Source organism: Sphingomonas montana (assembly GCF_001956315.1).
In the GTDB taxonomy this organism is placed as follows: Bacteria; Pseudomonadota; Alphaproteobacteria; order Sphingomonadales; family Sphingomonadaceae; genus Sphingomonas_R; species Sphingomonas_R montana.
Genome location: NZ_MOLY01000041.1, coordinates 23,728 through 38,124 on the forward strand (window position 1 = coordinate 23,728; position 14,397 = coordinate 38,124).

General features: G+C 68.3%; 15 protein-coding genes. 6 read left to right on the top strand and 9 right to left on the bottom strand.

Annotation, left to right across the window (positions count from 1 at the left end; all coding sequences use genetic code 11):
* Positions 1 to 123 precede the first annotated feature (123 nt).
* The 3 genes from BKY59_RS11335 to rpsD all read right to left on the bottom strand — a co-directional run bounded on the left by BKY59_RS11335 (position 124) and on the right by rpsD (position 3,951).
* Positions 124 to 1,110, bottom strand: a complete 987-nt coding sequence (locus tag BKY59_RS11335) for an agmatine deiminase family protein (RefSeq protein WP_076071594.1) — start codon at positions 1,108 to 1,110, stop codon at positions 124 to 126.
* Positions 1,111 to 1,202: 92 nt separating this feature from the next.
* Positions 1,203 to 3,062, bottom strand: coding sequence for an ABC transporter ATP-binding protein (locus BKY59_RS11340; RefSeq protein ID WP_083672101.1), 1,860 nt, complete (start codon positions 3,060 to 3,062; stop codon positions 1,203 to 1,205).
* A gap of 274 nt (positions 3,063 to 3,336) precedes the next feature.
* A complete protein-coding gene (gene rpsD / locus BKY59_RS11345; RefSeq protein ID WP_076071596.1) occupies positions 3,337 to 3,951 on the bottom strand; it encodes a 30S ribosomal protein S4 in 615 nt (204 codons plus the stop codon).
* 209 nt (positions 3,952 to 4,160) lie between these two features.
* On the opposite strand from rpsD, the gene BKY59_RS11350 reads away from it, so the two are divergent.
* Positions 4,161 to 4,487 (top strand): chorismate mutase, encoded by a 327-nt coding sequence (locus BKY59_RS11350; protein WP_076071598.1) that lies wholly within the window; start codon positions 4,161 to 4,163, stop codon positions 4,485 to 4,487.
* A gap of 94 nt (positions 4,488 to 4,581) precedes the next feature.
* Here BKY59_RS11350 and BKY59_RS11355 read toward each other — a convergent pair whose 3' ends face one another.
* The 4 genes from BKY59_RS11355 to rpiB all read right to left on the bottom strand — a co-directional run bounded on the left by BKY59_RS11355 (position 4,582) and on the right by rpiB (position 8,181).
* Complete coding sequence (locus BKY59_RS11355) at positions 4,582 to 5,730, bottom strand: TrmJ/YjtD family RNA methyltransferase (protein WP_076071600.1); 1,149 nt, start codon at positions 5,728 to 5,730, stop codon at positions 4,582 to 4,584.
* A 90-nt stretch (positions 5,731 to 5,820) separates the two neighbouring features.
* Positions 5,821 to 6,282 carry a transcriptional regulator NrdR gene (nrdR, locus tag BKY59_RS11360; RefSeq protein ID WP_076071602.1) on the bottom strand — a complete coding sequence of 154 codons (462 nt, stop codon included), beginning with the start codon at positions 6,280 to 6,282 and terminating at the stop codon, positions 5,821 to 5,823.
* 115 nt (positions 6,283 to 6,397) lie between these two features.
* The gene (gene glyA / locus BKY59_RS11365) at positions 6,398 to 7,711 is read right to left on the bottom strand and encodes a serine hydroxymethyltransferase (protein WP_076071604.1); all 1,314 of its coding nucleotides are present in this window, start codon (positions 7,709 to 7,711) and stop codon (positions 6,398 to 6,400) included.
* Complete coding sequence (rpiB, locus tag BKY59_RS11370) at positions 7,708 to 8,181, bottom strand: ribose 5-phosphate isomerase B (protein WP_076071607.1); 474 nt, start codon at positions 8,179 to 8,181, stop codon at positions 7,708 to 7,710. The genes glyA and rpiB overlap by 4 nt, the downstream gene beginning before the upstream one ends.
* A gap of 119 nt (positions 8,182 to 8,300) precedes the next feature.
* Here rpiB and BKY59_RS11375 point away from each other — a divergent pair, with 119 nt between their 5' ends.
* The 3 genes from BKY59_RS11375 to BKY59_RS11385 are packed head-to-tail and all read left to right on the top strand — an operon-like array spanning position 8,301 to position 9,745.
* Entirely contained in the window at positions 8,301 to 8,792 is a 492-nt protein-coding gene (locus tag BKY59_RS11375; protein WP_076071609.1) for a hypothetical protein, read from the top strand.
* 22 nt (positions 8,793 to 8,814) lie between these two features.
* A complete protein-coding gene (locus BKY59_RS11380; protein ID WP_083672078.1) occupies positions 8,815 to 9,354 on the top strand; it encodes a DUF3429 domain-containing protein in 540 nt (179 codons plus the stop codon).
* 19 nt (positions 9,355 to 9,373) lie between these two features.
* Entirely contained in the window at positions 9,374 to 9,745 is a 372-nt protein-coding gene (locus tag BKY59_RS11385; RefSeq protein ID WP_076071611.1) for a tRNA-binding protein, read from the top strand.
* 181 nt (positions 9,746 to 9,926) lie between these two features.
* On the opposite strand, the gene hemA is transcribed toward BKY59_RS11385, so the two are convergent.
* Entirely contained in the window at positions 9,927 to 11,141 is a 1,215-nt protein-coding gene (gene hemA, locus BKY59_RS11390) for a 5-aminolevulinate synthase (RefSeq protein WP_076071613.1), read from the bottom strand.
* A gap of 116 nt (positions 11,142 to 11,257) precedes the next feature.
* A complete protein-coding gene (gene murI, locus BKY59_RS11395) occupies positions 11,258 to 12,055 on the bottom strand; it encodes a glutamate racemase (protein ID WP_076071615.1) in 798 nt (265 codons plus the stop codon).
* A gap of 334 nt (positions 12,056 to 12,389) precedes the next feature.
* Between murI and plsY the strand changes: the two genes are divergently transcribed.
* Complete coding sequence (gene plsY, locus BKY59_RS11400; protein ID WP_240500084.1) at positions 12,390 to 13,007, top strand: glycerol-3-phosphate 1-O-acyltransferase PlsY; 618 nt, start codon at positions 12,390 to 12,392, stop codon at positions 13,005 to 13,007.
* Between the two features lie 16 nt (positions 13,008 to 13,023).
* Complete coding sequence (dprA, locus tag BKY59_RS11405; RefSeq protein WP_076071833.1) at positions 13,024 to 14,127, top strand: DNA-processing protein DprA; 1,104 nt, start codon at positions 13,024 to 13,026, stop codon at positions 14,125 to 14,127.
* The last annotated feature ends 270 nt before the right edge of the window (positions 14,128 to 14,397 follow it).

Genomic DNA, 14,397 nt, shown 5'->3' on the forward strand with positions numbered 1-14,397 from the left:
CTACAGGCGAACGCCGTATCGCGCGGCAATGGAGACGGTCAGCAGATAGAGCGCGATCGCCGGCACGCAACCCGAAGCGAGCGCCGGTCACAACGTCGCCTCGACATGTCCCGAATCGGTCAATCAGATGCGCGGCACCTGTTGCGAGATGCAATGGAAGCTGCCGCCGCCGGTCAGGATATGGTCCGCGCGCATGCCGGTGACGATGCGGTCGGGGAATAGCGCGGCGATAGCGGCGACGGCCGCGTCGTCATTGAGCGCGCCGTAGAGCGGCACGACGACCGCGGCGTTGCCGATGTAGAAGTTCATGTAGGAGGCGGGCACGATCCCGTCTTCGCGCAGCACCGCGCCGGGGGAAGGGATTGCGACAACCTCCAGCCCGAAGTCGCGCGCGCGGGCGGCGGCATCGGCATAGACCGCGGCGTTGGGATCGTCCTGGCCCGCCGGCACGGGGATCGCGATGCGGCCGGGGCCGACGAAGCGCGCAAGATTATCGACATGCCCGTCGGTATGGTCGTTGGCCAGACCGTCACCCAGCCAGAGGATGCGGTCGAGCCCGAGATCGGCGGCGAGCCGGTCGGTAATTCCGGTGCGGGTCAGATCCGGGTTGCGGTTCGGGTTGAGCAGGCATTGTTCGGTGGTGACCGCGATGCCGGTGCCGTCCACGTCGATCGCGCCGCCTTCCAGCACCCAGTCGTTGGCGCGCGCGGGGAAGCCGGCGGCGTCGGCCAGTGCAGCACCGACCGTATCGTCATGGGTCAGGTCGTACTTGCCGCCCCAGCCGTTGAATTCGAACAGGGCGGCCCAGCGGCTGGTGCCGTCGCTCAGCATGATAGGGCCGGTATCGCGCAGCCAGATGTCGCCGAACGGAGCCACGTGGACGTCGATACCGTCGTCGGCCAGTGCGCGGGCGGCGTCGGCGGCGGCATCGTCCGCGGCGACGAGCACGACGCGCTCGCCCCGCCCGCCCGCATGGACGGCGTGCGCGAAGGCGACAACCTCGTCCCGCGCCGGTGCCAGATCGTCGAGCCACAGGTCGGCATGGCTGGGAAAGCCGATCCAGACGCTGTCGTGCGGGGCCCATTCGGCGGGTTGGCGGTGGGCGGGCATGGGCTTCCTTCGGGCAGGGGAGGTCGGGGCGGAAATGGCGTGCGTTCCGGTGGGTGGCAAGGGCCATGGCAAGGCCCATAGCGCCGCGGCGTTCAGAAGAAGGCTTCGGCCCGGCGGCGGGCGGCCTGGACGCCGCGCTGGAACGCGTCTTCGGAAAAAGTGGCCATGCGGCGCAGATAGGCGCGTTCGGGCGACACGATCTCGGCGGTCGCCAGCCCTTCGGCCTGGAGCTGCCACAGCGCGCGGAACAGGCCGTCCGGCGCCGCGAGCAGATCCTGCGGCGCGCCGTCCTCCACGATGCGGCCGCCATCGACCACGACGATGCGATCGAAGCCCGCGACGGTGGAGAGGCGGTGCGCCACCGCGATGACGGTGCGGTTGGCCATCAGCGCATCGAGCTCGCGCTGCACCTCCAGTTCCGACCCGGTGTCAAGCGCGGACGTCGCCTCGTCCAGCAGGACGATGCGGGTATTGCGCAGGAAAGCGCGGGCGATGCCGATGCGCTGGCGCTGCCCGCCGGACAGGTTGGTACCGCGTTCGCCGACGATGCTGTCATAGCCGTGCGGCAGTTCGCGGATGAAGCCGTCGCAACCGGCGGCCTCCGCGGCGCGGCGGACGGCGGCGTCGTCCGCGTCGGGCCGGGCGAAGCGGATATTCTCGGTGACCGTGCGGTGGAACAGCAGCACGTCCTGCGGCACCATCGAAATGGCTTCGTGGACGCTTTCCTGCGTGACGGCATCGACGCATTGCCCGTCGATCAGCACGCGGCCCGCCTGCGCATCGTGGAACCGCTGGAGCAGTTGCAGGATGGAGGATTTGCCCGCGCCGGACGGGCCGACGATGCCGACCTTCTGCCCGGCCGGTACGTCCAGCGTCAGATCGTGCAGGATCGGCGCATGCGGGTCGTAGCCGAAAGTCACACCGTCCAGCCGGACGGTGCCGTCGCGCACGATCAGCGGGGGGGCGCCGGCCACGTCGCGCAGGGTTTGCGGCACGCCGATCACGTCCAGCGTTTCGCGCAGATAGGTACATTGCTGGCTGGTATCGATCAGCGCCATCGCCAGATCGCGCGAGCCCTGCAGGATGCGGAAGGTCATGGTGCTGATGACCAGCACGTCGCCAGTGCTGATCGCGCCGGCCGCCCAGCGCCCGATCGCCCAGACCAGCGTGCCGCCGACCAGCAGGACGAGTGCGATATCGTGCGCGCCACGGATCTTTTCGACGAATACCCAGCCGCTGCGTTGCGCGGACGCCTCGTCGCCCAGGAAATCGCGCAGCCGGTCCGCCTCCCGCCGGCGGGCGGCGAACGCCTTCACGATCCAGATATTGCTGATGAGATCGACCAGCTCGCCGCCGACGACACCGGCGCGGGCCGCGAACGCCTTGTGATATTTGTCTCCCCGCATACCGAGCAGCACGAGCGCCGCCGTGACCGCCAGGAAGATCAGCCCGAGCACGACGGCCATGCGGATGTCGATCGACAGGAAGATCAGGATCGCGCCGGCAAAGGCGATGAGCGGCGGCGTGATTTCCTGGAACAGCCGGTGGATGATGGTGCCGAACGAGCCCGACAGGCTGGACACGCGGTGGGCGAGCGACCCGGCGCGGTGGTTCTGGAAGAACGGCATCTGATGCCCGGTCAGATATTCGAACATGTCGAGCCGGATGCGGATGCCCGACGTCACGGTCGCGTGACCGAGCGTCAGCGCGGCGGTGCGTTGCAGCAGGCTTTCGAACAGCGTCAGGCCGAGAAAGAGCGCGAGGGCGGCGTAGACCGCATCTTCGTGCGCGCGACCGGTCGCCATCGCGTCGATGAGCAGCTTCATGGCATATTGGACGCCGACCGCCGCCGCGGATGCGCCGATGACGACCAGAGCGAGCGCGACGAAGATCGCCGGGCGTGCCGCGATATAGTGACAGACGAACCGCCGGGGTCCCGCAAGGAAGGGCACGTCCATTCTCCTGTCCGGCCTATGGTGCAACGCAGCACAACATCGTCACGGGCGATAGGGGGAACGGTCCGCGCGTCCAGATTTAATGCGGCGGGCAGGCCCGGCGCCGCGATAGTTCGCTGTTCCGGAATGAAACAGCAGAAAGGCGGCACCGTTGCCGGGGCCGCCTTCCTGGTTCGGTGCGCCGTGGCAGAGCCACGTTGTCGGTCGACACTATAGTGCCGCCGGCCGCGCCGCTGAGTGGTGCTCGTCGTAGCGTCACTACGACCTTGCGTCAGCGGCTGTAGAATTCGACGACCAGGTTCGGTTCCATCTTCACCGGATAGGGCACTTCGTCGAGCGTGGGGACGCGGACGTAGGTGACCTTCGTCGTGCCGTCGGGCGTGACGTAATCGGGAATGTCGCGCTCGGACAGGCCCTGGGCTTCCATGACGAGCGTCATTTCCTGCGCCTTGCTGCCCAACGAGATCTCGTCGCCCGGGTTCACGCGGCGCGATGCGATGTTGCACTTCACGCCGTTGACGCGGATGTGGCCATGGTTGACGATCTGACGTGCCGCGAAGATCGTCGGCGCGAACTTGGCGCGATAGACGACCATGTCGAGGCGGCGCTCGAGCAGGCCGATGAGGTTCTGCGACGTATCGCCCTTCATCTTGGCGGCATCGGTGTAGGAGCGCTTGAACTGCTTCTCCGTCACTTCGCCGTAATAGCCCTTGAGCTTCTGCTTGGCCTTCAGCTGGATGCCGTAGTCCGACACCTTGGACTTGCGACGCTGCCCGTGCTGGCCGGGACCGTATTCGCGCTTGTTGACCGGCGACTTCGGACGACCCCAGATGTTCTCGCCCATGCGGCGATCGATCTTGTACTTGGCGCTATGGCGCTTCGACATGCTGTCGATCCTTCAATTGCGTGTGACATTGCTGTCGGAATGTCCCGGAACCGCGCTGCTGGCCCCGGATCAAGTCCGGGGGGCAGGGCCGCCGCTTCACCGGGGTGCGGAGCCAATTGCGAAGGCGGGCCTATGGGCGAAAGCGGGGTGTTGGTCAAGCGGGCCGCCGAACTGGACGGCATGCGGCGCGCGCGGGTAGGGTCCGCGGCATGACCGATCCGATCCTGTCGCCTGAAAATTGCAGCACCATGGCGGAGGTGCGGCGCGGCGTCGATGCGCTGGACCGCGAACTGGTGGCACTGCTGGCTGTCCGGTTCGGCTACATGCGGGCCGCGGCGCGGATCAAGCCGGAGCGTGGGCAGGTGCGCGACGCGGCACGCAAGGCGGCGGTGATCGCGCAGGCCGTGGCGCATGCCGGGGTGGTGGGTGCCCCGGCGGATGTGGTGGCTGCGTTGTGGGAGCAGTTGGTAGAGGCTTCGATCGCGTATGAACTGGCGACGTTCGATGCCCGAGTGGGTGCGGAACCTTCCAACTGAACTCCGTCCATCCCGAGCGAAGTCGAGGGATTCTTTCGAGCGTAGCCGAGAAGCGCGACGTCGGAGACCTCGGCTTCGCTCGGGAAGGACGGGCTTATTCCGCTCTATCGGGGTCCGTTAGCTTCCGTTCGATCGACCGCAGCACGCCACGCAGGGTGCGGACCTCGCCCGCGGTCCAGCCGGGGCGGGTGAGGATGCCGCGGAGCTGGCGGCGGTCGACGGGCGCGCGTTCGGGCGGGAAATAATGACCGGTCGACACCAGGATGCGGTCGAGATGGCCGATCATGCCGTCCAGTTCGTCCTGCAGTGCAGGCGGATAGGGTTCGACCAGCGTGGGTTGCGCCAGCGCGACGCCCTTCGACCACTCATAGGCGACCAGGATGACCGCCTGCGCCAGGTTGAGCGAGCCGAATTCCGGATTGATCGGGACGGTGATGATCGTGCGCGCGACGGCGACGTCGTCGGTTTCCAGCCCGGACCGTTCGGGGCCGAACAGGATCGCGGCGCGGCCGGGCGCGGCGTGGATCGCGGTCGCGGCCTGTTCGGGCGTGACGACGGGCTTGGCCACGCCGCGCTTGCGGACCGTGGTGGCGTAGACATGCGCGCAGTCGACGGTGGCCTCGGCCAGCGTGGCGTAGAGCTTCGCGTCGGCCAGCACGCGGTCCGCGCCGGATGCGGCGGCGGTGGCGGCGGGGTTCGGCCAGCCGTCGCGAGGCAAGACGAGGCGCAGTTCGGTGAGCCCGAAGTTCAGCATGGCCCGCGCCGCCTTGCCGATGTTCTCGCCGAGCTGTGGGCGGACGAGGATGATGACGGGGGGTGGGGCGGTGCTTTCCTGCGCACCTTCCACGGTGGCATCTTCCCCAATCCGTTTGGTTCGAGCTTGTCGAGAAACGAGCGCTTTGTTCTCGACAGGCTCGAACCGAACGGTGGGTAGCGCGGTTTCGTTCTCTCGATCACGCGACGGCGTCGCCGACTTTGCCGCCGCCGACACCGCGGGCCAGTTTCCCTGGAACAGGGCTTCCTTCTTCTTTCGCGACCAATCCTTGATCTGCCCCTCGCGCTCCAGAGCTTCGATCCGGGTCTGGAAGTTCTCGGACCACATCAGCGTGACCGGACGGCGATCGTGCGTGTAGCCGGGAAAGGCGCCAGCATCGTGCTGCGCGATGCGGCGTTCGAGGTCGTCCGTGTGGCCGGTATAGTAGGTGCCGTCGGCGCAGCGGAGGATGTAGGTCCAGAATGTCATGCTCGGTCTTTGCGACGCAGGCGGGTTCTCGACAAGCTCGAACCGAACGGGGGTGGGTTGGAGATGGCGATCGGCCCGGTGGCCTCAAGCCTACTCCTCCACCGCCTCCGCCACGCTTCCGACGAAGTCGCGGAAATCCTGGGCTTCGGTGAAGTCCTTGTAGACGCTGGCGAAGCGGATGTAGGCGACGGTATCGAGCGCGCGGAGGCCGTCCATGAGCATTTCGCCGATGCGGGTAGCCTTCACCTCGTTTTCACCCGATGTCTCGAGCTGCCGCTGGATGCCGGAGACCATGCGTTCCAGGCGGGCGGGGTCGATCGGGCGCTTGCGGCAGGCGATGGCGACGGAGCGTTCGAGCTTGGAGCGGTCGAAAGGCTGGCGGTCGCCGTCCTTCTTAACGACGGTCAGGTCGCGGAGCTGGACGCGTTCGAAGGTGGTGAAACGTGCGCCGCACCCCTCGCACAGGCGGCGGCGGCGGATCGAGGCGCCGTCCTCGGTCGGGCGACTGTCCTTTACCTGGGTGTCGTCATGGGCACAGAAGGGGCAACGCATTCCCAAACTCCGTTTGGTTCGAGCCTGTCGAGAACTCAGCGCAGGGTTCTCGACAGGCTCGAACCAAACGGGATGGGGGTTCTCGACAGGCTCGAACGGCAGTTGCGGCGCGGTCCTACAGCCCCGGATAGATCGGGAAGCGGTCGCAGAGCGCTTCGACGCGGCGCTTCACGTCGGCTTCGACGGCGGGGTCGCCCTGCTCGCCATTCTTGGACAGCGCGTCGAGCACGTCGGCGATCATGTCGGCGATGTCGCGGAATTCGGCGGGGCCGAAGCCGCGGGTGGTGCCGGCCGGCGTGCCGACGCGGATGCCGGAGGTCTTGACGGGCGGCAACGGATCGAACGGGATGCCGTTCTTGTTGCAGGTGATGCCGGCGCGTTCGAGCGCCTCGTCCGCATCGCGACCGGTGACGCCCAGCGGACGCAGATCGACGAGCGCCAGATGCGTGTCCGTGCCGCCGGCGACGAGATCGCTGCCACGTTCCTTCAGGCGGGCGGCCAGCACCCTGGCGTTTTCCACGACGGCGCGGCTGTAGGACTTGAATTCGGGCGTCAGCGCCTCGCCGAACGCGACGGCCTTTGCCGCGACGACGTGCATCAGCGGGCCACCCTGGAGGCCGGGGAAGACGGCGGAGTTGACCTTCTTGGCGATCGCCTCGTCATTCGTCAGGATCATGCCGCCGCGCGGACCGCGCAACGTCTTGTGCGTGGTCGTGGTGACGACATGCGCGTGGCCGAGCGGCGAGGGGTGGACGCCGGCCGCGACCAGGCCGGCGAAATGCGCCATGTCGACAAGGAAGATGGCGCCGACGGCATCGGCGATGGCGCGGAACCGGGCGAAATCGATGATCCGCGGATAGGCGGAGCCCCCGGCGATCAGCAGTCGCGGCTTATGTTCGTGCGCCAGCGCCTCGACCTGGTCATAGTCGATCAGCTGCGTATCTTCGCGCACGCCGTACTGGACGGCGTTGAACCACTTGCCCGACATCGCAGCGCGCGCGCCGTGCGTCAGGTGGCCGCCCGCATCGAGCGACATGCCGAGAATCGTGTCGCCCGGCTTGACCAGCGCGAGCATGACCGCGCCGTTCGCCTGCGCGCCCGAATGCGGCTGGACGTTGGCGAAGGCGCAACCGAACAGCTGCTTCGCGCGGTCGATCGCGAGCTGTTCCACGACGTCGGACGGCGCGCAGCCCTGATAATAACGCTTGCCGGGATAGCCCTCGGCATATTTGTTGGTGAAGACCGAGCCCTGCGCCTCCATCACCGCGGCGGACACGATGTTCTCGGACGCGATCAGTTCGATCTGCTTGCGTTCGCGGGTCAGTTCCTGCGTCAGGCCGGCAAAGACCGCCGGGTCGCTGTCCGCAAGCGCGCGGGTGAAAAAGCCTTCGGGACGGATATCGTCGCCCTGGATCGGTTGGGTGCTCATGCGGGGTCCTTCGCGTGAGGGGGCGTGGAAAGTTTCGCGACGCGGTCGCCGTGGCGGCCGCCTTCGAACGGGGTGGCGAGGAACATGTCGACGCAGTCGCGCGCCATGTCGATGCCGATCAGCCGCGCGCCGAGCGCGATGACGTTGGCGTCGTTATGCTGCCGCGCGAGCCGGGCGGACAGCGCGTCGGAGACGAGCGCGCAGCGCATGGCGGGATTGCGGTTCACCGCGATCGAGATGCCGATGCCGGAACCGCAGATCGCGATGCCGACGTCGGCGCGGTCGTCGGCCACCGCCGTCGCCAGTTCATAGCCATAGTCCGGATAATCGACGCGGGCGGTATCGTGCGGGCCGAGATCGACGACATCATGCCCGGCATCGCGCAAGGTGATCGCCAGTGCGGCCTTCATGTCGAAACCGGCATGGTCCGAGGCGATCGCGATGCGACGGTGGGGGGTGCTGTGCAGCATGAAGGTCCGTTTCGGGAACGAGTCGGAGACAGGACGGGGTTTGCGTGGCTAGTAGGAGCGTGCGGCCCGGAAGGCCAGCCACGATGCGGAGGGAGGACGGAATGACCCTATTCGACAGGATGACGGGGCCTCTGACGGGGCTCTGGACGGGGCCGGCGATCGTCGCGGCGATGCTGCTGACGGCGTGCGGGGATGGCGGCGCGTCGAACGGCGGCGATGCGCCTGCGGCGAACAGCACCCTGGCCGAGCCGGTCGCGCCCGTCACGAACGCGACCGTCGCAAGCGCAACCGGTGCCGGCAGGACGGCAACGCAGCCGGAAACGGCCGTCGCGCCCGTCAGATTCGTCGGCACCTGGACCGGGCCGGAAGGGCTGTCGTTCGTGGCCGAGCCGGCGGCAGGCGGCGGTTTCCATGTCCGCAACCAGGATACGCTGGACGACCGCACGACATTCGATGCGACGGCGGAGGGCGGCACGTTGCGGTTCGTGCGGCGCGGACAGGCGCTGGTCGCGCGGCCCGGTACGGGGGCCGAGACCGGGTTCAAATGGCTGGCCAACAAACGGGATTGCCTGATCGTGCAGGCCGGTGTCGAAGGCTATTGCCGGGACTAGGTGCGGCGGTACAGGACGGGGCATGACGAGCGAAGACGACGATGCCCGCGGGGACGCGGCGGCACCCCCGACGGTCCACGCGGTCGCGGAAGCGGATGCCGACGGCTGGCGCGTGGGCGGCGCGGAACCGGTGCGGCTGGCGATCGGGCTGGGCCTTGCCGGGCTGTTGCCGCAGGGGGCGGCGATCCTGTCCCCCTTGCTGGGCATGGACTGGCTGAACGGGCAGGCGCTGGCGCTGGTCTATGGCGCGCTGATTCTGTCATTTCTGGGGGGCAGCTGGTGGGGGATCGCGCTGACCCGCGCCGAAGGGCGGCGGCGGTCGATCCTGCTGCTGCTGGGGATCGGCGCGTCGCTGATGGGGTTCTGCGTGCAGGGGCTGGCAGGCGCGAGCCCGATGCGCGCACTGCTGATCGTGCTGGGCTGCGCAATTGCGGGCAGCTGGCTGGTCGACCGGATGCTGGTGGCGGAGGGCATGATCGGCCGCTGGTGGGGCTGGCTGCGGCTGGTGCTGTCGCTGGGGCTGGGCGGGCTGACCGTGCTGGCTGGGGTGCTGGCGGGGTGAGGTCGTTCGAGGTTTTGCCGTGCATCTGATCCATGATCCGAATGCACCACCTGCGGTGGAGACGCGATTTGCCGATTTCCTGACGGTCGACATTAGGGCGGGGACGATCCGGACGTGCATCCCGTTCGAGGGGGCGCGCAATCCGTCGTTCGTCCTGACGATCGATTTCGGCCCGGCGGTGGGCGTGCGCAAGAGTGCGGCGCAGATCACCGAGCGTTATGCGCCGGAGGAACTGGTCGGGCGGCGGGTGATGGCGGTGGTGAATTTTCCGCCGCGGCAGATCGGGCGGATGCGGTCCGAGGTGCTGGTGCTGGGGTTCGCCGATGCGGATGGGGCGATCGTGCTGGCCGTGCCCGATGAGGATGTGCCGGATGGGGCTCGGTTGGCTTGAGCCGTTTGAGGGCCGATTGCGCTTCTTAGGCGCTGTTGCCCCCACCCCAACCCCTCCCTTGAAGGAGAGGGGCTTTTTGTTGTTCTTGTGCTCGTTGTTGTTCCTCGGCGGAGGCCGTGGCCTAGGTGGCCGCGTTTCACCTAGGCCCCGGCCTTCGCCGGGGAACTATCAAGGTTTGTTGTTATGCCGCCAGGCGGAGTTCCATGCGATCCCAGATTTCGAGGAGCGCGTTGGTCAGGTCGCGCATCATGGATTCGTCGTGCGCGGGGCCGGGGGTGAAGCGGAGGCGTTCGGTGCCGCGCGGGACCGTCGGGTAGTTGATCGGCTGGACGTAGACGCCGTATTCGGCCAGCAGGATGTCGCTGATCCGCTTGGCCTTGACCGGGTCGCCGATCATCAGCGGCACGATGTGCGTGGTGGACGGCATGACGGGCAGGCCGGCGTCGGCGAACATCGTCTTCAGTCGCGTGGCGGCGGCCTGTTGCCCGTCGCGTTCGACCGACGATGCCTTCAGGTGGCGGACGCTGGCGAGCGCGCCGGCGACTAGCACGGGCGACAGCGAGGTCGTGAAGATGAAGCCGGGCGCATAGCTGCGGATGACGTCGACGATCGTCTGGTCGGTCGCGATGTAGCCGCCCATCACGCCGAACGCCTTGCCCAGCGTCCCCTCGATGATGTTGACGCGGTCGGCGACGGCGTCGCGTTCTGAGATACCGCCGCCGCGCGCGCCGTACATGCCGACGGCGTGGACCTCGTCCAGATAGGTGAGCGCGTTATACTTGTCCGACAGGTCGCAGATCGCCGCGATCGGTGCGACGTCGCCATCCATCGAATAGACGCTTTCGAACGCGATCAGCTTTGGTGCATCCGGGTTCGCGGCGGCGAGCAGTTCCTCGAGATGGTCGAGGTCGTTGTGGCGGAACACCTGCTTTTCGCAGCCTGAGTTACGGATGCCGGCGATCATCGAGGCGTGGTTGAGTTCGTCGGAGAAGATGATGCAGCCGGGCAGGATCTTGGCGAGCGTCGACAGCGTCGCGTCGTTGGAGACATAGCCCGAGGTGAACAGCAAGGCGGCCTGCTTGCCGTGCAGGTCGGCAAGCTCTCCCTCAAGCTGGATATGATAATGCGTATTGCCGCCGATGTTGCGCGTGCCGCCGGAGCCGGCGCCGACATCGTGGAGCGCATCCTCCATCGCGGTGACGACGGCGGGGTGCTGGCCCATGGCGAGATAGTCGTTGGAACACCAGACGGTGATCGGCTTCGGCCCGTTATGGCCGGCGAAACAGCGCGCGTTCGGGAACGACCCCTTGTTTCGCAGGATATCGATGAAGACCCGGTAGCGCCCTTCGGCATGAAGGCGATCGATCGCCTGATTGAAAACACGCTGATAGTCCAACCGGGGCACTCCGGAACCAAGATGATGCCGGTATGTACGACCGCGGGGGCCGGAACTCCAGCGTGATCGCAGCGCAGCATTGCGGCATTTTGTCTCGCCATGATCGACGTGGCCGATCAGAGCCGTTCGTGCCGTTCCAGCCGGAACCGGGCAAGGCTGGCCGCGAAGGCGGGGGCGGGATCGATCGGCCCGGTGAACACCGCGATGCCGGGTGCGGCGGTGGCCGGCCAGGACTGGCCCTGCGTCAGGTGGACGATGCGGCGCGCGATGCCCGGCCCGCCGTCGACGAAGTGCAGCGGGCGGGGTGCGACGGCCGCCAGCCGGTCCGCCACGAGCGGGAAATGCGTGCAGGCAAGCACGACCGTATCGATGCGGTCACCGCCGGGCTGATCGAGCAAGCCGGACAGGACGGCGGCATAGGCGGCGTCGGCGGTGGCATCGCCGCGCAGATCCGCCTCGGCCAGCGCGACGAGTGCTGCGGATCCGTGGCGCAGCACCAGGCAGTCCGCGGCATATTCCGCGGCCAGCCGATCGACATAGGGTTGCCGCACGGTGGCATCTGTGCCGAGCACGCCGATGACCCGGGTGCGCGATGCCAGCGCGGCCGGGCGGATGGCGGGCACCGTGCCGACGACGGGGATGTCGAGCGCGGCGCGCACCGGTCCCAGCGCGATGGTGGACGCGGTGTTGCAGGCGATGACCACCAGCCGCGGACGGTAGCGTTCGGCCAGCCGGCCGAGCAGGACGGGCACGCGGCCGGCGATTTCGCCCTCCGACTTCACGCCGTAGGGGAAGAAGGCGTTGTCCGCGGCATAGACGATCGGGGCAAGCGGCAGCGCGGCGCGCGTGGGGGCAAGGACCGACAGGCCGCCGATGCCGGAGTCGAAGAACAGGATCGGGCGGAGGTCCGGCATGCGGCGCGTCGTAGCAGGGGGGTGGGTCGGGAAGCTAGGTGGGACGGTGGCCAGGTGGCGTGGCTCGGGTTTTCCCCGTTCGCTCCGCCTCCCATCCCGTCCCTGCCGAGCGCAGTCGAGGCACGTTCCCCCGAGCGCAGCCGAGGGGTGCTGTGGGCTTCTCGACAGCACTCGAAGTGTCCCTCGACTTCGCTCGGGATGGGCGGGTTGCGCAGTAACCGTTGTCCTCTCTTCGGAATGTCGGAGGCGAAGCACCGCTCCTGACCAAGATCATTTGCGTCCCGGTGCGGGGGCGCTATGTTCTGCGCGACTGGGGGGCGTGACGATTTCGACGATGGAACCGTGGATGGTGGCGGCGCTGGTGATGGTCGGCGCGTACCTGCTTGGGGCCGTGCCGTTCGGCATCCTGCTGACCCGCATGACCGGCGCGGGCGACCTGCGGACGATCGGTTCGGGCAATATCGGCGCGACCAACGTGCTGCGCACCGGGCGCAAGGGGCTGGCGGCGGCGACGTTGCTGCTGGATGCGGGCAAGGGCGCGGTGGCGGTGCTGGCGGCAGGTGCGATCGACCCGGCACTGATGCCGGCGGCGGGGGCCGCGGCGTTCTTCGGCCATTGCTATCCCGCCTGGCTGCGGTTCCGCGGCGGCAAGGGCGTGGCGACGTTGCTGGGCATCGCGCTGGCGCTGCACTGGCCGACCGGCATGATCTTCGCAGGCGTCTGGATCGCCGCGATGGCGGTGACGCGCTATTCCTCGGTGGGCGGGATCGCGGCGGCGGCGGTCACGCCCGTGGCGGCGGCGTTCTTCGGCCAGTTCGATCTGGTCCCGCTGTTCCTGGCGCTGGCGCTGATGGTGTCGTGGAAGCATCGCAGCAATGTGGAACGGTTGCTGGACGGGACCGAGCCACGCATCGGCCGCAGCAAGCCCGAACTGCCCGGCGGTGACAGCTGACTTGGCCGATGCGACGCTGTACGACGACCGGATCGCCCGGCTCCGGCTGATCCGGACCGCGGGGATCGGGCCGGTCACCTACCGCCAGCTGATCGCGCGGTTCGGCACGCCGGCGGCGGCGCTGGCCGCGGTGCCGGACATGGCGCGGCGCGGCGGCGGAAAGGCCCCGGCGGTGGCGACACTGGCTGCGGTGGAGGCGGAGGTCGCCGCGGTCGAGCGGTTGGGCGCACGCTATCTGTTCGTTGGGCAGGGGCTGTACCCGCCGCTGCTCGCGCATATCGAGACCGCGCCGCCCGCACTGATCCTGCGCGGGCGGACGGCCTTGCTGGAACGGCAGGCGGTGGCGATCGTGGGCGCGCGCAACGCGTCGGCCGCCGCGGTGCGGTTCGCGCGCGGGCTGGCCGCCGAACTGGCGGATGCGGGATATCTGGTGGTGTCGGGCCTGGCGCGCGGGATCGATACAGCAGCACATGCGGGGGCCGGGGCGGCGCGGACGGCCGGCGTGATCGCAGGCGGGATCGACATCGTCTATCCGCCCGAAAATGCGGACCTGCAGCGTGCGATCGGCGACGGCGGGCTGTTGCTGGCCGAACAGCCGCCGGGGACGGAGCCGCGCGCCCGGCATTTCCCCTATCGCAACCGGATCATCGCGGGGCTGGCCGGGGGTACGGTGGTGGTGGAGGCGGCGCCGCGGTCAGGATCGCTCATCACCGCACGGCTGGCGTCCGAGTTCGGCCGCGACGTGATGGCGGTGCCGGGTTCACCGCTCGACCCGCGGGCGCAGGGCTGCAACCTGCTGATCCGCGAGGGGGCGGTACTGGTGCAGTCGGCCGCCGACGTGATCGAGGCGATCGGGCCGATCGGCCGCAATGCGGCGCACGGCACGGGTCAGGGGGTCGCGGCGCCGACGCGTGAATATGAAGCTCCGCCACCGGTCGATGCGGACGACCGCGACCGGACGCGGGTGGTGGGGCTGCTCGGCCCGACCGCGGTGGGAGTGGACGAGATCGTGCGGCAGGCGGGCCTGGCGCCCGCGATCGTGCAGACGGTTTTGCTGGAACTGGAACTGGGCGGGCGGCTGGACCGTCATGCCGGCGGGCGGGTCAGCCTGTCCTTCTGAAGGCTCTGAACGTTCTGAACGATGCAATTCGGGCAAGCCCCGGTGTCGCAAATTTGTAAGATTTGGTTTGCAACCGATCCCGCTGACCCTACGTAGATCGGACGCGGCAACCGACTTGCCGCTCGCTCCGTCGGCCAATCCCCCCCCCGGCCGACGGAGCGTTACGGCTGCCGCGCGACGCGCGACAGCGGTCGCTTCCCGAATTTGAACCACGGTGCGTCGCGATGTCGACCCGCGCCGGGGATGACGCCGCGTCGGCCGCCCTGTAGG

What these genes read in the sequence shown, in the direction of transcription:
- BKY59_RS11335 (WP_076071594.1), bottom strand. Translation starts at nt 1,110, where the DNA reads ATGCCCGCCCACCGCCAACCCGCCGAATGGGCCCCGCACGACAGCGTC.
- rpsD (WP_076071596.1), bottom strand. Translation starts at nt 3,951, where the DNA reads ATGTCGAAGCGCCATAGCGCCAAGTACAAGATCGATCGCCGCATGGGC.
- BKY59_RS11350 (WP_076071598.1), top strand. Translation starts at nt 4,161, where the DNA reads ATGACCGATCCGATCCTGTCGCCTGAAAATTGCAGCACCATGGCGGAG.
- BKY59_RS11355 (WP_076071600.1), bottom strand. Translation starts at nt 5,730, where the DNA reads ATGACATTCTGGACCTACATCCTCCGCTGCGCCGACGGCACCTACTAT.
- nrdR (WP_076071602.1), bottom strand. Translation starts at nt 6,282, where the DNA reads ATGCGTTGCCCCTTCTGTGCCCATGACGACACCCAGGTAAAGGACAGT.
- glyA (WP_076071604.1), bottom strand. Translation starts at nt 7,711, where the DNA reads ATGAGCACCCAACCGATCCAGGGCGACGATATCCGTCCCGAAGGCTTT.
- rpiB (WP_076071607.1), bottom strand. Translation starts at nt 8,181, where the DNA reads ATGCTGCACAGCACCCCCCACCGTCGCATCGCGATCGCCTCGGACCAT.
- BKY59_RS11375 (WP_076071609.1), top strand. Translation starts at nt 8,301, where the DNA reads ATGACGGGGCCTCTGACGGGGCTCTGGACGGGGCCGGCGATCGTCGCG.
- BKY59_RS11380 (WP_083672078.1), top strand. Translation starts at nt 8,815, where the DNA reads ATGACGAGCGAAGACGACGATGCCCGCGGGGACGCGGCGGCACCCCCG.
- murI (WP_076071615.1), bottom strand. Translation starts at nt 12,055, where the DNA reads ATGCCGGACCTCCGCCCGATCCTGTTCTTCGACTCCGGCATCGGCGGC.
- plsY (WP_240500084.1), top strand. Translation starts at nt 12,390, where the DNA reads ATGGAACCGTGGATGGTGGCGGCGCTGGTGATGGTCGGCGCGTACCTG.